This is a genomic window from Flavivirga sp. 57AJ16 (assembly GCF_028736925.1).
Lineage (GTDB): Bacteria > Bacteroidota > Bacteroidia > Flavobacteriales > Flavobacteriaceae > Flavivirga.
In genome coordinates, this window is sequence record NZ_JAQZAT010000001.1 from 1 (window position 1) to 17186 (window position 17186).

Sequence of the window (17186 nt, forward strand, 5' to 3'; positions counted from 1 at the left end):
ACCTCGAAGCTTTTGTACCCTATCCTTCCGAAAAGTCGGGGACAGCCCTATGGCCTTTTCCCAACAACTAGCAGAGAGACTTGACCGTTCTATAAAAAGCGACCTCGGAGGTTGGCATAGCAGCCTATCTAGGGAGCAAGGGTATAGGGCGAGTTCTTTTTATTTGCGGCTGTGACAAAAGATCATGATTTGTGGGTACACCGTAGCTGCCGGCAGGCAGGTGTTGACATGACAAACAACTGTTTTTCACTCGATTAATTTAATTATTTTCAATAAAACTTACATCGAACTGGCGTTAAGTAATAAAAAAATATTCATACCGTTTCTAATTTAAATTTACTCATTAAAACGGCATTTTTTTGCCTAATATTTCAAAATAAAACAGAACCGTAGCCTTGCTCAATGTCATTAAGCTAAGTCCGTAATGTCAGCCTGAGCCTTTCGGCTCCGCTCAAGACAGGCTAAAGTCGAAGACCTATTGGAATTCTAGTTTTTATTAGCATTTCTGCGCTCAATGTGACAAAAAATGAACAGATTACCTTAACTTAATGACATTGAGCCTTGCTATGCTTGTATTTTCTTTTTATCTTAAAAATCTTCTACTTTTCTTTTGAGTAAATTTAAATCAGAACTGAACTGGTATTACAAATGTGATTTCATTCAATATAATTTTAGGAAATAAAGAATCACTCAAACTAACATAAATTTTCCTATCCTAGATTTACGTTAAATAAGATTATTTATTTTGGCAGTAGCAAAATACTCCTTCCCCCTTCTTTCTTTCAGCTATTAGGAGCCGTTATTGGTCGAAAATTTTTCAACGATCTATTGAAAGCACTATCTTTAATAATTACGATTTTTAACTCAAAAATCAATTAATCTAATAATCAAAACTTTAAATTAAAACGTATGTGTAAAAGATTACTTAATTTTTTAGTCTTTGTGTTTTTATTGTCAAGTAGCACAATAATAGCACAAAGTAAAACGGTTTCAGGTACCATTTCAGATCAGGATGGTTTGGCATTACCGGGAGCTAATGTGATTTTAGAAGGAACTAATACTGGTGTTTCTTCCGATTTTGATGGGAAATACTATATAGAGATACCCAATGATGGTATTTTAGTGTATTCAATGCTTGGTTTTAAAGAGCAGAAAGTATCAACAGCAGGACAGACCACTATTAATGTAACTATGCAAGAATCTACAGAAGCTCTGGATGAGATTGTTGTTACAGCCTTAGGAATAAAGAGAGAAAGAAAATCTTTAGGGTATTCGGTCCAGGAAATAGAAGGCTCCTCGGTCGCTCAAGCCAGAGAACCTAATATGGTAAATGCGCTATCGGGTAAAATTACGGGTCTACAAGTTGTTAAAGGAAGTGGAGGTCCAGCTGGGTCTTCTAAAATTATATTAAGGGGATTTAGTTCCTTAGTAGGAGATAACCAACCATTAATTGTGGTTGATGGTGTACCTTTAGACAATTTTACAGGTTCGTCAAATAACGAGTTTTTTAATACAGGAGAAGATTTTGGAAACGGATTAGGAGACATAAATCCAGATGATATTGAAAGTTTATCGGTATTAAAAGGTGCTTCGGCTGCAGCCTTATATGGTTCGCGTGCAGGTAATGGCGTTATTTTGATTACCACTAAAACTGGAAAAGCTCAAAAAGGACTAGGCATAGCATATTCTGTTACAACTGGATTTCAAAGTATCTTTATGACTCCTGATTTACAAAGTAGTTTTGGTCAAGGATCTCTTGGTACCTATGATGAGCTAAGCGGTAATAGCTGGGGGCCAAAAATTGAAGGACAAACAGAAACTGGACCTGTTAATGGATCTGTAGTCTTCAATGCCTTTGATAATATCAATAATTTTTACAAGAATGGGTTTAGCCAAAACCACAGTCTTTCTTTTCAAGATCAAGTAAGTGAAGCGACTTCATTATACTCGTCGGCAAATTATTTAAAAGACGACAGTAATATCCCTGGAGCCACTTTAGAGCGAATAAATTTAATAACCAGAGGTGTTTCTAAGTTTGGAGAAACTAAAAATTGGACGCTAGATACTAAAGTACAATACAATAAAACGACAGCTAATAATAGACCTCGTAATGGTTTAAACGCATTTAACTCTTATCGTACTATAGTTAACTTTCCAAGATCATTGGATATTAGACAGTTTTCTGCAGGATCAGATGAGTTTGGTAATCAATTATGGTATGATACAAATACAAATCAGATAAACCCATATTGGTTAGTTCATAACAATTTAAAGGAAGACTCAAGAGATCGTTTTATTTTTTCTGGATCTTTAAAACATGAGTTTAATGATTGGTTAAGTGCAGAAATTAAAGGTGGAGCAGATTTATATACAACAAATACAGAAACAAAGCTTTTTTCAGGAAGCCCAGACTCGGCTACAGGACGATATACCTTAGGAAAGAGCACCTTTACAGAGCAAAACTATAGTGCTTTAATTGTGGCTGCTAAAGATAATGTTTTTGGAAAATTTGGTGGTGCTTTTACCCTTGGAGGAAATTTAATGTCTACCGAGAGTAGCGGCATCAGTAGTAACTCTGGTCAACTAGAAGTTCCAAACGTATTTAGCCTGAATAACGGTATAGATCGTGCGACTGTAGAGCAATCATTTAGCAATAAAAAAATAAACTCACTGTATGGTTTGTTCCAATTGAACTATGATGGTTATTTATTTCTTGATCTAACAGGACGTAATGACTGGACATCATCTTTAAGTAAACAGAACAGGTCATTTTTCTATCCATCTATAAGTACTTCTTTTGTCATTTCAGATATGATTACAAAAGAAGGCGGGGAATTACCTAGTTGGTTAACTTTTGCCAAAATTAGAGCTTCGTATGCAGAAGTAGGTAATGATCTAGATCCTTTTCAATTAATAAATGTGTTTTCTGTAGGAAAAGATCCTTTCGACAATACGACTGCCACAACAGGAAATACATTGTTTGATCCTAATGTTGTAAACGAATTAATAAAATCGACAGAATTTGGTTTTGAAGCTCGTTTCTTAAACAACAGAATTGGTGTAGATTTTACCTATTATAAATCTAACGCCACCAATCAATTAATTCCTATTCCACTAGATCCTTTAAGCGGTTTCAATCAAAAAATCATTAATGCCGGTGATATAGAAAATAAAGGTTTTGAATTAACTTTAAAATCAAGAATATTGGATAATGATAATGGCTTAACCTGGGATATGGATATAAACTATTCTAGAAATGAAAATACCGTTAATGAATTAACCGATGGCGTTACTCAATTTGGTTTAGGTGGTTTTGATAATTTAGCGGTGTTGGCAGCAACAGGAGAAGATTATGGTGTAATATGGGGAACTAAATTTAGAAGAGTTGAGGATGAAACAGATCCTAATTTTGGAAGAATATTAGTTGATGGTGATGGTTTACCATTAGCGACCGAAGATAAATTTATATTAGGTTCTCAACAACCTGACGCCTTATTAGGGTTAACCAATTCATTTAAATATAAGAATTTCTCATTAGGCCTTTTAATTAGCGCTAGCATTGGTGGAGAAGTTTTCTCTGGAACGAACCAAGCATTACAAGCATCTGGTTTAGCTGCTGCAACAGTAGTAAATGGAGAAAGAGCTGATATTGTTTTCGACGGTGTTTTTGAAGATACGCCTGGCAATTTTGTTGAAAATACTACTGGAGCAAGCCCTCAAGATTATTGGACAGCCATCACTGCTCGTTCTGGTAATTTAGGTATCACAGAAGCTAACATTTACGATGCCACAAACGTAAGGTTAAGAAATGTAAGTTTAAGTTATGACTTTACGTCTAAATTTTTAGATAGAACGCCTTTTGAAGGTTTAAAAATTGGTGTTTCTGCTAATAATGTATGGATGATTACAAGTCACTTAAATGGTGTTGACCCAGAATCTGTTTTTGCTACAGGTTCAAATGCTACTGGTTTTGAATATCTTTCTTCGCCTACTACACGTACTGTATTCTTTAATGTAGCTGCTAAATTTTAAAAATAAAAAAATTGAATTATGAAAAAAATATTTAAACCCTTTGCATTGTTAAGTACAATGTTGCTGATTTTTTCTTGCAGTGATTTTGAAGAAATCAACAAAGACCCCTTGGCTGTTACTTCAGAGCAAGTTGAAGTAGAGTTTTTTATTAATGCTTCCATTGGTGGTGCACAAATGAATCCGCACATTGCAGAACGTGTATTTTATCTGTACTGGTTAGATGCATCAAAAATGGAAAGAATAGGTGTGTTAACCGAAGGTTCTCATAGCGATTCATGGACAAATGACTATTTTCAAAGTTATGTTTCCAAATGGCTAAAAGATATCAATTCGGGAGTTTCTGTTGCTGAAGAAAGAATTGCTACAGGCAATGTAAAAGAATACACTCACAACTTACTACAGATTGCAAGAATTTGGAGAGCCTATATTATGAGCGAAATGGCCGATAATTTTGGTCCGATTCCTGTAAATGGATTTCAAGCAGTAAACCCTGAGTATAATAGTGTTAAAGATGTATACTATTACATGTTAGCCGAATTAAGTGACGCTGTTAGCGAACTAGATGAGAATAACGATGCCAAGCCAGTAAGAGAAGGCCTTGATCCAGCTTATGGATTTGATTATACAAAATGGAAAAAATACGGTAATTCTTTAAGAATGCGTTTAGCCATGCGTTTATCTGAAGTTGATCCGGCTAAAGCACAACAAGAATTTGAAGCTGCTGCTAATACCGGTTTATATATAGATTCTTCAGCTGATTATTTTTCTGTGCAAGAAAAAGGAGATTGGGACGACTATTCAAATGTGATGTCAAGACAATGGAATAGCCACCAAATCTCTCCAACTTACAAAAATTTGGTACAAGGTTTAGGAGGTATCACTTCTGCTGCACAATTACCGGCTGATCAACATGCTACTATTAAACCCGTAAACTATATGGGTTTAAAATTTGATAACCACTTTACATCTCTTACAAACGATCCAACGGCTGGATTTTGGTTAGATGGTTTGCCAAATACGATCGACCCAAGAGCCTATAAAACATTTGTAATTCCAGGTGATCTTGATAACCCAGACATGAATTATTATCCTACTTGGGCTAATGATCATACAATTACTGAAAGAGATTTAATAATTGGTGAGGTAGATGATGCCGATAATGGTGAAACTGATGATATTACTATAGAGGCTGCTTTCACATATAATGCTTTACCTGTTGGAAATTTAGGAGTACCAGGATCTTTAAACCAGCTTAGTTTCAATGGGACGATCCCTCGTTTAGCTCATCATTTTAGAGATGGTACAGATAATGCAGATCGCCGGATATTTTTTGCTTCTTGGGAATCATTTTTCTTAATTGCAGAAGCAGCGGTAAGAGGTTGGAATACACCCATGGATGGCCAAGCTGCTTATGAAGCAGGTATTGGAGAAAGCTTTGCCTTCTTTGGAGTTTCAGACCATCTTGCAGCATATTTAACCTCTCAAGATTATAACAACAATGGTACTTCTGTTAGCTGGGGACATACTGTAGAGCCACCTGCTAGTGTAACAATGGATTATATCGATGGTTATACAGGTGCAGCAGGAACCGTTAATTATACATACCCTGAAAACACCATTTACGAAGGAGGGACTGTTAAGAATGATCATTTAAATAAAATTATTACACAAAAGTACTTGGCGCAAACACCATGGTTACCTTTAGAAGCATGGAGTGATCACAGACGTTTAGGCTTACCATTCTTTGAAAACCCTGCTGTAGAAAACCCATTACCGGACCTTCCAGCTTTAAACCCTGGAAATGTAATGACAAATCAAGTAGGATTTTTTGGTCAACGTTTAAATTATCCTTCTTCTTTTGAAAACAATGTACCAGCTGGTTTCACACAAGCTGTAGATTTATTAGGAGGCCCTAATGACGTTCATACACCATTATGGTGGGCCCAACAAAATTAAGATTACTAATCAATCCCATTATTCATAGAATTTTTAAAAGGGAGAGCTACTAATGCTCTCCCTTTTTTTATTATAAATTTGATTTTTACATAAATTATGTTGAAACGGATATCACAACTTTTATTTATTGCTATTTTATTAGTTAGCTATAATAATGACTATTGAGCACAGAGAAAACAAACTGCATGTAAACCAAAAGGATAACACTTCTAAAATTGAGTTTTTTTAAAATGATCTCAATCTCCACGCAACTATTTTAAGATTTGGGCATCTACTTACTAAACCTAATATTAAAATAAATTTAAAATGAAAAAATCAAATCTATTGCTAAGTAGTTTCTTGGCAGTTGCCCTATTAACTATTAGCTGTAACAATGATGATGGTCCAAATTGTCCAGAAGATCTAACAGGAGCACTAAGTGATAAAGAAACCTCATTCGCCCATAAGTGGGTGTTGTCGGATATCGTTTCAGAGGAAGAAATAGATTTAACCGATGACAACGAAAATAATCCCAGCACTAATATTTTCGATCAATACTCAGACTGCAACCAAGATGCTTTCTATGATTTTAAAGATGATAGGTCCTTCCAATATAAGCAAGGGCAGAACACATCAAATTGCAGCAATAAACAATCATCGAGCGGAACCTGGAAGTTAACAGAAAATGCTTTAACCATAGTAAGTTTCTGTAATACGCAAATAATTGATATTGAAATTAATACAGATACTACTTCGTTCTTTATTGAAGACACTTTTACCTTTACCGATGTAAATGGCAATCGCATCAATAGCAAAACCAAAATCACTTACAACAAGGAAGTTTCTAATTGATGTAAAATACATGTATTTTGAAAGGTTCTTTTATACCAAGAAAAATACATTTTTAATATTTTGATATTTCAGCATACTCTATGATTGAAATATCAAAATATTTTATCCTAGTAACGTTTGCTCTAGGGTTTAATTAATTATCTTCAACATACTCTAAATCGACCAGCGCCCTTACTAATCCATCAGTCACAGCCATTCCCGAGCTATATAGCTAAATCAATATAAAATAACATGAACCTTCAGAGTAAAAAACCGAATTTCTTCGTTAAAAATACTCGCCGTAACTAAGCTATGACTGCGCTTTTTATCTTGAACTTCAATTTTTTATATCTAAATATTCTATGCCATTTTATAGCGACTTAGCTATACATTTCAAATAGTTTACTAACTGGATGGCCACTGTCGTTCTAGTATCTTCCAAATTATAGTGGCAATAAACATAACTAATAGCATATAAAAAAGTACGTCCCACTTCAATGCCCCCTTTAATACCATTTCCACTTTAAAAGCTACAATATTACCTCCTAGTTCCATTTGTTTTTATCTATGCAAATGGCGACAAAGCAAGTCCTTTCTCCTGCATGAGTGCTACAAATCGATCGTAAGCACTATTTTTGAAAACTCTTTTTGTATACATTTTTTTACATAAAAAAATAGATAATATAAAATATTTACGTAACTTTAAAGTAGATTATTACAGATAGATCATTAGAATAAAGTTTTTTAATTTACTAAAAATCTATCTTTTTTACCGCTAAATTATACCTAAACCACCAATAAGACTTAGGTTAACCAGGCTTATAACAAAATGTTATAGCCGTTCTACTGGTTACAAAGACAAAAATGAAATTGGTTTAATTTTTAAGGATGCTAATCAATCATGATCATCGAAGAGAGATGATCCCAAAAAGATTGATTATGCAAAAACACATATACTATTGTGGAGAACTGAATGCCATTTCTTAAAAGAAATAGGTAAAGAAAGGTTAGTACATATTATAAATATGGGCTTACCATTTAATCAAAAAAATGTATTGAAATTGGAGTGACTCATGTAACTCATTAGACTTTAAAACCATTATAAACCTTAAAACAAACCAAATGAAACACAAACACCTATTATTACCGTTATTGTTCGTCATTTCTTTTATGACACACGCACAAGAAGATCAAAACAAAGCTTTTTATCATGGAAAGATATCTTCTGTAGAGTATATTTCTTCTATAGCATCAAGACCCAATGATCTTATCTCCCCCGATAATTCAGTTAGGGAGGCAAAAGATAAAAGATCATTAGGAAATCAGATTGTATCGGGCAAAGATCCTCAAACAACAAATGATTATTATGTAAGAAATAAGCATAAAAAGGAGCAAAGTGTACAAAGAGCTCCTGCTAGCCTAGTTTTTGACACCTACTCATCAAATTCCCAACCTACAGATCCGTCCATGGCCGTAGGTCCCAATCACATCATGGTGGTTTATAATACAGGGTTTATGATTTATGATAAATCCGGGAATCAATTGTTAGGTGAGACGTCTCCTAATCCAGCTATTTTCCCTTCGGGTGGATGTTGTGACCTTACAGCCTCTTATGATAATGCAGCAGACAGATGGGTCCTTTCATTTTTGGGGTCTGGAGCTCAAGTAGCAGTTTCAGATGGTCCTAACCCATTAACGGCAGGATGGTATATATACAATATCTCAGCCATAAACGATTATCAAAAATTATCTATTTGGAGTGACGGCTATTATATTACCGATAATACTGGAAGCTCCAATAAACTTTGGGTATTAGAAAGAGATGTTATGCTGACAGGAGGTTCTGGAGCTCAAATTATTGGATTTAACCTTCCTGGAATTATAACCAGCGGCTTTTTTAGTCCGCAAGTATTAAATGTTACCAATGGTAATTTACCTGCTCCTGGAGGTGCAACTATAGTCTATTTACAGGACGATGCTTGGAGCGGGGTCTCTCAGGATCATATTAAAGTTTGGACTGCTAATCTAGATTGGAATAACCCAGGAAGTTCGACAGTTTCAAACCCTCAGCAAATTAATACAGCACCTTTTATTAGTGTTTTTGACGGCGGCAGCTTTTCCAATTTAAGCCAACCAGGAGGAGGTACTTCTATTGATGCATTGCAAGCAACTATTATGAATCAAGCTCAATTTAGAAAATTTGCAACTCATAATTCGGCACTATTTAATTTTGTAGTTGATACCGATGCTGGTTCGGGTGAATTGGCAGGAGTACGCTGGTACGAGTTTCGACAAAGTGGGGATAATCAACCCTGGTCTTTACATCAAGAAGGCACGTATACCGCACCAAATGGAAGACATGCCTGGAACGCGAGTCTTGCAATGGATGGGCAGGGCAATATAGGCATGGGATATACATCTATGTCGGGGCCTACAACTTCAACAACAGTTAGGGTCAGCTCTTATTTTACAGGCAGATTGAGTACTGACCCATTAGGTACCATGACAAGTGTAGAACAGCTTATTGCAAATGGAAATGGAAATTTTAGCGGGATTCGATATGGGGATTATAGCAAGATTGATGTAGATCCATCGGATGATGCTTCGTTTTGGTTTATTACCGAGTATATCAACGGTAGTAGAAAAGGTGTTGTTGGAAAATTTCAAATTGAAGCCAGTACTCCTGATACTGAAGCACCAACAAGCCCAACTAATTTGGTTGCTAGCAACATAACATCCAGCGGATCGACACTTAGTTGGACCGCATCCACCGATAACGTAGGTGTAGCTCTCTACAATATCTCTATAGATGGTAATGCTGCTGGTACGTCTACAACGACTACTTTTAATGTTACTGGGCTTTCTCCTTTAACCACATACGTTGCTTCTGTAACCGCTCAAGATGCTGCGGGGAATGTTTCAGGAAATGAAACTGTTTCGTTTACTACCAATGCTAACGATATTAATTATTGTGACTCTGCGAGTACAAATGTAGATGACGAATTTATTAGCAATGTTCAGTTAAGTACTATCAACAATAGTTCTAATGCACAATTTTATTCAGATTTCACTTCAATCTCAACAGATTTAAACGAAGGTGAAACATATACGGTCACAGTTGTCCCGACCTGGACAGGAACCATATACCCTGAAGCATATGCCGTTTGGATCGACTACAATAACAATGGAAGTTTTAATGATGCAGGTGAATTGGTTTGGTCTAAAGCCCCTTCAACAGATGCTTCTAATAGTGGCTCTTTTACAGTTCCTAATGGCACTTCCCAAACTTCGGTTAGAATGAGGGTTTCAATGAAATATAATAACATTCCAACCTCTTGTGAAACTTTCACTTGGGGCGAAGTGGAAGACTATACTATTAACCTTGGAACTGGAAGCTCGGTGAATGCTAACGTAAAAGCATTGAGATCGTTCACTGAAACGGCAAACAAAAATATTACCATACATCCCAACCCGGCAAATTCAAGCTTAACTATTGATATTTTTGAGAGTGATTTTGATAAAGTCACCATATTTGCATCCACGGGAGCAATTATTAAAAAGGTAAATCCGAGTAAAGGTACCCATACTGTTGATGTGTCCCATTTTATGACAGGTATGTATTTTGTAAGGTTTGTTTCTAAAAGGCTGGCTATTACCAAAAGATTTATCAAACAATAATAGGCTCTCATTATAATTATTAAGAGGTCTAAAAAGTGTCGTTCAGAGCATTCCGACAGTTGTCGGAGTCGAAGAATCTTATTAAAAATTAAATCTAAAGATTAGAATTTAAAGAGATTCTTCAGTCGTTCCTACCTTCTGAATGACACTTTTTAAACCTCTTTTTGTAATTATTCTGAATGTATGTACTTCAAAAAATATAGACCCAAATATTCTGTTTATGATTTCTAAAACAAAAAACGATTAACCTAAAGCCTGCTCCAGATCTCCAATAATATCGTCTATATGCTCTAGGCCAACCGATACTCTTACCAAACCATCAGTAATGTTTACTTCCTGTCTATCGGCTTCAGATAGTTTACTGTGCGTTGTTGAAGCTGGATGTGTCACGATGGTTCTTGTGTCTCCTAAATTAGCGGACAATGAACATAGTTTAATAGCATTTAAAAAGCTACGTCCTGCTCCAATGCCGCCTTTAACTTCAAAAGCTACAATATTACCACCTAGTTTCATTTGTTTTTTAGCCACTTCATATTGCGGATGTGATTTCAAAAATGGGTATTTCACCCAATTCACTTTTGGGTGATTCTCTAAAAACTCAGCTACTTTCAAGGCATTTTCACAATGCTTATCCACTCTTACAGCAAGTGTTTCCAAACTTTTTGATAGCGTCCAGGCATTAAATGGTGACAATGCTGGCCCTGTATTTCTTGCGAACAAATAAATCTCACGGATTAAATCGGCATTACCTACCGTAACGCCTCCTAAAACACGTCCCTGGCCGTCCATTAACTTTGTTGCTGAATGTACTACCAAATGGGCGCCATATTTTATGGGCTGTTGGATATAAGGTGTTGCAAAACAGTTATCAATAATTAAAATCAGGTGATGCTTTTTAGCAATAGCTCCCAACAGCTCTAAATCTATAATATCAATCGCAGGATTTGTTGGTGATTCTGCATATAGGATTTTTGTTTTTGGCGTGATACAGCTTTCAATAGTCTCTGGTTTATTGATATCGAAATACGTTGTTTGAATATGCCACTTGGGCAGATATTTTGTAAACAAGGTATGTGTAGAGCCAAACACAGAACGCGCAGACACAATATGGTCGCCACTATCTAACAATGCAGCAAAGGTCGAAAATATCGCAGCCATTCCTGTTGCAAACGCATAGCCGCCTTCGGCACCTTCCATGCGGCATACTTTCTCAACAAACTCTGTGGTGTTAGGGTTTGTAAAGCGACTGTATATATTACGCTCCTTTTCTTCGGTGAAAGATGCTCGCATATCCTCTGCATCTTCAAAAACAAAACTGGATGTTAGATATAACGGACTTGTATGTTCTAAAAATTCGGTACGTTCTAATTGCGTACGAATGGCTTCTGTTTCAAACTGTTTTTTGCTCATCTTTATTTTTCTTAGACCTGTCAGGTCTGTTCTTATTTTCAATTAATATGTTTAGATAGTCTTAGAATATCTCCAAAAACACCTCTTGCTGTTACTTCTGCTCCAGCTCCGGCTCCTTGAATAACAATGGGCTGTTCTCCATAAGACTCTGTAAAAATCTCAAAAATAGCATCAGATCCCTTTACATGACCTAATGTACTGTCTTCTGGGACAGATACTAATTTTACTTCTAAATTCCCTTTGTCTTGAGATAAATCCCCAAATAGATCACCTACATATCTTAATACATGACCTGCTTCCTGTTTCTCTTTTATTTTTTGGAATGCTTCATCTAAAACATCCAACTGTTTTAAAAACTCCTGAACCGAAATGTTTTGGTAGGCTTCTGGAATTAAATTCTGAACGGCCACATCTTCAAATTCATTTTGCAGATCTAATTCCCTTGCTAAAATCAATAGTTTTCTGGCAACATCATTTCCAGAAAAATCTTCTCTTGGATCTGGTTCTGTAAAGCCTTTATCGATGGTTTCTTGAACAATAGCACTAAACGGTTTATCCTGAACCGAAAAATTATTAAATAAATAACTTAATGTTCCAGAAAACACACCGCGTATTCTGGTAATGTTTTCTCCCGATTCATGCAATAACTTAATCGTATCAATTAATGGTAAACCTGCACCAACCGTAGTTTCATATAAATACTGCTTATTATGCTCATGTAATTGCGAACGCAATGTTGTATAAAACTCATGTGAAATGGTATTGGCAATTTTATTTGATGATACCAAATCGAAACCAGCTTCAACCAACGGCACGTAATTCGTGTGGAAGTCTGAACTTGATGTATTATCTACTGCAATTAAATTCTCCAAATGATGGGTCTGTGCAAAAGCAATAATATCTTGAATAGAACTTTCTTTCGATGCAGATTCTATATCGCTTTTCCAACTTGAATTCACACCATTTTTGTCTAAAAGGAGTTTTCTGGAATTAGCAATGGCAAAAACATTTAAGTTAATGCCTTTACGATTTTCAATATCATCTTTAGATTTCAATATCTGATTGATTAAGGCCCCACCTACACCTCCATGTCCAAAAATGGCAATGTTTATTTTTTTTGAAATTCCGAAAACCTCACCATGAATAACATTCATGGCTTTATGCAATTGGTTCTTTTTTACCACTAAGCTTACATTTCTACCCGTCACCGTATTATTAAATAACAACGGTGTAATGTGGTTTTTAATCAAGGCATTAAATGGTTTATGGAATGAGCTTAATTCGATCCCTATAATTGAGATCACAGAAACATCATCTACTATTTCAATCCTATTAACGTCTTGTGAGTAAAAATCGTTTTCAAATTCACGCTCCAGTGCAATAACTGCCTGAGTCGCTGATTCTGCTTTTATAACTAATCCAATACCTCTTTCTGAAGACCCTTGGGAAATAATACTCACACTAATATCATGAATACTTAAGGCTTTAAAAATTCTAGCGTCTACCCCGATCTTTCCTAACAAACCACGCCCTTCAAAATTTAATAACGCTACATTATCTAAAACCGATAAGGATGTTACCTCCTTAGAGCTTGGTTTTGCCGTAATTAAAGTCCCTTCATCATCTGAATTAAAAGTATTTAAAATACGAAGGTTTATATTCTTTTCTACTAAGGGAATAATGGTTTTGGCATGTAAAACATTTGTTCCGAAATTAGCCAACTCATTCGCTTCACTAAATGACAATTCCCTAATTTTTTGCGCATCGGCAACCAAATCTGGATTTGCCGTATAAATACCGTTTACATGTGTATAATTTTGTAGCTCATCGGCATCCAAATAATTAGCTAATAAAGCGGCTGTATAGTTACTTCCATTTCTACCTAAAGTAGTCGTTTCATTTTTCGAATTAGACGCTATAAATCCTGTGACAATATTAACGGTATCTCCGTTATTTTGCTTAAAATAATTTCTAACATTATCTTTAGTTAATTGCGAAATAGGCTGTGCATTACCAAAGGCATCATCTGTTTTAATTAATTGTCGTGCATCTGTAGCTTTTGCTTTAATACCGCGTTGAACAAGTAATTCTTCTAGCAATTTAACAGATAACAATTCACCTTGGGCCAAAATTTCATCTTTTGTTTTTTGACTGCAATCGCGTAATAAGCTAACGCCTTCAAAAAGTTTATCAAGAATTGAAAACTGTTCAGAAAAATCTATTGTTTTTAAAGGGGCTTTTTGGTACACTTTAAAAGCTTCTAATTCGTCTTGAAAAGGCTCCCCTTTTAAAGCTTTATCCAAAATTCCCTCTAATGCATCCGTAGCATTTCCTCTAGCAGATACTACAGCAGAAATCCGCTCACCATTATTAACCTTATTTTCAATAATGGAAATAACTTTATCCAAACCTTCCCCGTTTGCTAAAGATCTCCCTCCAAATTTTAGTACTTTCATTTTTCTCTTTTTAGAATCCGGCACAAAAATGCCTTCTATAATTTTTTCTAATTGTTCGTATTCCATTAAAAAGGCATCATGTCCATGAACGGAATGTATCTCGCTATAAGTTACATTTGGATGCGTTAACGCCAATTGTTTATGGGTTTGTCTATTTTCCTCTGCTGTAAAAAACAAATCAGAATCCACACCTACAATATGGATATTAGCATCGATACGCTCTAAAATAACCTGTGCTGGACTTAATTCTGCATTAAAATCGTTAGCCCTATTTTTAGTAACATCAATCGTTTTTAATAATTGATTCATCAGCTTATAAGCTGACAACTGAAAACGTTCCTGTAATTTTTTACCATGATGCAGTAACCAACTTTCTACATTAAAAATCTCTAAATCCTCGTTTTTGGAACGTTGAAAACGTTCTTTAAATGATTCTGGGGTACGATAACACAGCATAGCATGCATTCTGGCATCATGTACCGGATTTCTTGAGTTTAATAGAAACTGCTCTTGTATTTGACAATTGGCAATTAACCAATCGGTCGATTTCCAATCTGTAGCTACAGGTATTAAATGCTCTGTAACATCTGGCTTTATAGCAGCCATTTCCCAAGCAATACCGCCTCCTAAAGATCCTCCTATAATAGCGAAAAGCCTATCGATCTTTAATTTTTCAAGCCCTGTTAAAAACCATTTTGCGACATCCCTGGCAACAAAATCCTTATAGTTATCAATAACAAAACCATCAAAACCGTTCCCAGGAATATTAAAAGCCAAAACAGTATATAAATTAGTGTCTATGACTTTATCTTTACCGATCAAATCTTTCCACCAACCACCATCTCCAGCAACATGACTATTACCTGTCAAAGCATGATTTACCAAAACGACCGGGGCAGTACCCAACGTTTTACCAAAAAGTTGATAGCTCAATTTAATTTCTGAGACTAAAGCACCACTTTCTGTAGTATAGCTTGGAATTATGATATCTGACAATACGTCTTTCATTAATAATTATTTAGGACTTCAATTTCGCTAAAAGCTGCTTTTAGATCGGCTTTTAAATCTTCTATGTCTTCTATACCAACCGATAACCTGATTAAATCTTTGGTCGCACCGGCCGCTATTTGTTGGTCATCACTTAGCTGTTGGTGTGTGGTGCTTGCGGGGTGTATAATCAATGATTTTGTATCTCCAATATTCGCTAATAACGAGAATATTTTTGTCTTATCTGCTATCGTTTTAGCGGCATCGTACCCGCCTTTAGCACCAAAAGTAACAATACCACTTTGTCCTTTGGGCAAGTATTTATCTGCTAATGCTTTGTACTTGCTACTTTCTAAACCTGGATAATTTACCCAAGCAACTTCGTCTTGTTTTTCTAACCATTTTGCAAGGGCCAAAGCATTTTCACAATGTTGCTTAATTCTTACTGGTAGTGTTTCCAATCCTTGAATAATATTGAAGGCATTTGTCGGACTCAAAGCACCTCCAAAATCTCTCAACCCTTCTAAAATTAATTTAAAAGTATAAGCAGCTGCTCCTAAAGCTTCACTGTAAACTAAACCATGATATCCAGCTGAAGGCTCTGTAAATTCAGGGAATTTCCCATTTGTCCAATCAAAAGTCCCGCCATCAATAATAGCACCTCCTAAAGAAGTTCCTTGACCTCCAATATATTTAGTAAGGGAATGAATGACAATATTTGCACCATGTTTTAATGGATTCAATAATGCTGGTGTTGCTACGGTATTATCAACAATAAAAGGGACACCTGCTGCTTTAGAATGTACGGCAATAGCTTCCAGATCCAAAACATCTAATTTCGGGTTTCCCAAAGATTCCACAAAAAATGCTTTTGTATTATCTTGTACAGCTTCCCTGAAGTTATCTGGATTAGAAGCGTCTACAAAGGTTGTAGTAATCCCTAATCTAGGCAACGTGACATTTAATAGATTATATGTGCCCCCGTATAAACTACTAGATGCCACAATATGGTCCCCTGCTTTTAAAAGGGTTAATAACCCTGTTGAAATAGCAGCTGTTCCCGAAGCAAATACAACAGCTCCAATACCTCCTTCTACAGCAGCTAAACGCTCTTGCAATATTTGATTTGTCGGGTTATTAAGTCTGGTATATATAAACCCTAGTTCTTTTAATGAAAATAGGTTTGCTACATGATCTGAATCTTTAAAAACATACGATGTTGTTTGATAAATAGGCACGGCTCTTGTACCTCCGTTTGCTGTAAAATCGTGACCTGCATGTAATGCGTTTGTTGCTAATTTTTGTGTACTCATTTTTCTAATTCCTTAATTAATTAATTTTCGTCTATACGAGAATAACATTTTTAAAAGTTATCTAAATAAAAACATTTAGAAATTCTTTATGATAAAACCAAAAGTCAAATATGCTATGCATAGCGTACTTATATAGAAAAATGTTAAAAAGAAAATTTAAAATTACTGAAAGTAATTTCGTTTGGTTATCTATCCGTGTAATCCTGAAATAATACTGAAATAAATTCAGTACATAATCCAGAACGGGGTAGAATTTAGCACCTTCTTTACGTATAAAGGGTTGCTAAGGTTTCATAGGGTCTAATCCCTCCGCCTTTCTTGATAACATTTCAATAAGTGATTGAACTTTGTATATGCAAATATTCGTTCAGAAAAATTTAATATCCTAATTTTTTTCGAAAAATTTTATAAAAACTTTATTTCGGTAGACAAATATATTGTTCTAATAAATATTCTCAGGGCAAACCCACGAGGTATTCAATGGAAAAGAACCTTTAAATTCCCGAAGCAGACTTCAAAGCATTAAACCTAAGATCTCGCCGAA

General features: G+C 35.4%; 7 protein-coding genes and 1 riboswitch. Of the genes, 4 read left to right on the top strand and 3 right to left on the bottom strand.

Annotated features, from left to right (window positions below; translation table 11 throughout):
• The first annotated feature begins 909 nt into the window (after positions 1 to 909).
• The 4 genes from PQO00_RS00005 to PQO00_RS00020 all read left to right on the top strand — a co-directional run bounded on the left by PQO00_RS00005 (position 910) and on the right by PQO00_RS00020 (position 10476).
• Positions 910 to 4032, top strand: coding sequence for a SusC/RagA family TonB-linked outer membrane protein (locus PQO00_RS00005; protein ID WP_274182764.1), 3123 nt, complete (start codon positions 910 to 912; stop codon positions 4030 to 4032).
• An 18-nt stretch (positions 4033 to 4050) separates the two neighbouring features.
• On the top strand, positions 4051 to 5988 hold the full coding sequence (locus PQO00_RS00010; RefSeq protein WP_274182765.1) for a SusD/RagB family nutrient-binding outer membrane lipoprotein: 1938 nt from the start codon (positions 4051 to 4053) through the stop codon (positions 5986 to 5988).
• A gap of 306 nt (positions 5989 to 6294) precedes the next feature.
• Positions 6295 to 6819 (top strand): DUF5004 domain-containing protein, encoded by a 525-nt coding sequence (locus PQO00_RS00015; RefSeq protein ID WP_274182766.1) that lies wholly within the window; start codon positions 6295 to 6297, stop codon positions 6817 to 6819.
• A 1101-nt stretch (positions 6820 to 7920) separates the two neighbouring features.
• Positions 7921 to 10476, top strand: a complete 2556-nt coding sequence (locus PQO00_RS00020; protein WP_274182767.1) for a GEVED domain-containing protein — start codon at positions 7921 to 7923, stop codon at positions 10474 to 10476.
• Positions 10477 to 10719: 243 nt separating this feature from the next.
• Here PQO00_RS00020 and PQO00_RS00025 read toward each other — a convergent pair whose 3' ends face one another.
• Genes PQO00_RS00025 through PQO00_RS00035 form a run of 3 tightly spaced genes read right to left on the bottom strand, consistent with a single transcriptional unit; the run spans position 10720 to position 16642 of the window.
• Positions 10720 to 11886, bottom strand: a complete 1167-nt coding sequence (locus PQO00_RS00025) for a PLP-dependent aspartate aminotransferase family protein (RefSeq protein WP_274182768.1) — start codon at positions 11884 to 11886, stop codon at positions 10720 to 10722.
• 38 nt (positions 11887 to 11924) lie between these two features.
• Positions 11925 to 15350, bottom strand: coding sequence for a bifunctional aspartate kinase/homoserine dehydrogenase I (thrA, locus tag PQO00_RS00030; RefSeq protein ID WP_274182769.1), 3426 nt, complete (start codon positions 15348 to 15350; stop codon positions 11925 to 11927).
• The gene (locus PQO00_RS00035; protein WP_274182770.1) at positions 15350 to 16642 is read right to left on the bottom strand and encodes an O-acetylhomoserine aminocarboxypropyltransferase/cysteine synthase family protein; all 1293 of its coding nucleotides are present in this window, start codon (positions 16640 to 16642) and stop codon (positions 15350 to 15352) included. The genes thrA and PQO00_RS00035 overlap by 1 nt, the downstream gene beginning before the upstream one ends.
• Positions 16643 to 16824: 182 nt before the next feature.
• Positions 16825 to 16970: riboswitch (SAM riboswitch) on the bottom strand.
• Positions 16971 to 17186: the final 216 nt, after the last annotated feature.